The organism is Inquilinus limosus MP06 (assembly GCF_000767795.1).
Classification (GTDB): domain Bacteria; phylum Pseudomonadota; class Alphaproteobacteria; order DSM-16000; family Inquilinaceae; genus Inquilinus; species Inquilinus limosus_E.
Window position 1 is genome coordinate 1 of sequence record NZ_JANX01001117.1, and the last position, 698, is coordinate 698.

Sequence of the window (698 nt, forward strand, 5' to 3'; positions counted from 1 at the left end):
GACCGCCGGCCGGTCGAGACCGGCTTCGTCGGCGACGGCCGGGTCGAGATCCGCCGCGGCCTGGCCGAGGGCGAGGCCGTGGTGCTGCGCGCCGGCAGCTTCCTGCGCAGCGGCGACCGCATCGCCCCGGCGCAGCCGCCGGTCGCCGCGGCCGACACGGCGGGCTGACCATGGCCCTCAACATCTCCGCCTGGTCGATCCGCAAGCCGATCCCGCCGCTGGTGATGTTCGCGGTGCTGATCGTCATCGGCCTGGTCAGCTTCCGGTCGCTGCCCGTCACCCAGATGCCGAACATCGACGTGCCGGTGGTGACCGTCACCATCGCCCAGGCCGGCGCCGCGCCGACCGAGCTGGAGACCCAGGTGGCCCGGCCGGTCGAGGACGCCGTGGCCGGGCTGACCGGGGTCAAGCACGTCACCTCCGCCCTGTCCGACGGCGCCGCCGTCACCATGATCGAGTTCGTGCTGGACACGCCGACCGACCGGGCGGTGAACGATGTCCGCGACGCCATCTCCAAGATCCGCTCCACCCTGCCGCAGAGCATCGAGGAGCCGGTGATCCAGCGCATCGACGTCGCCGGGCTGCCGATCCTGACCTATGCCGCGTCGATCCCGGGCATGAGCGTCGACCAGCTGTCCTGGTTCGTCGACGACACGGTGGTGCGGGCGATGCAGGGCGTGCCGGGCATCGCCCAGGTC

1 protein-coding gene is annotated in these 698 nt (G+C 72.5%); it reads left to right on the forward strand.

The features are described from left to right. Positions 1 to 170: 170 nt before the first annotated feature. Positions 171 to 698: efflux RND transporter permease subunit (locus P409_RS35545; RefSeq protein WP_034849880.1), on the forward strand; the 528-nt coding region annotated here is incomplete at its 3' end.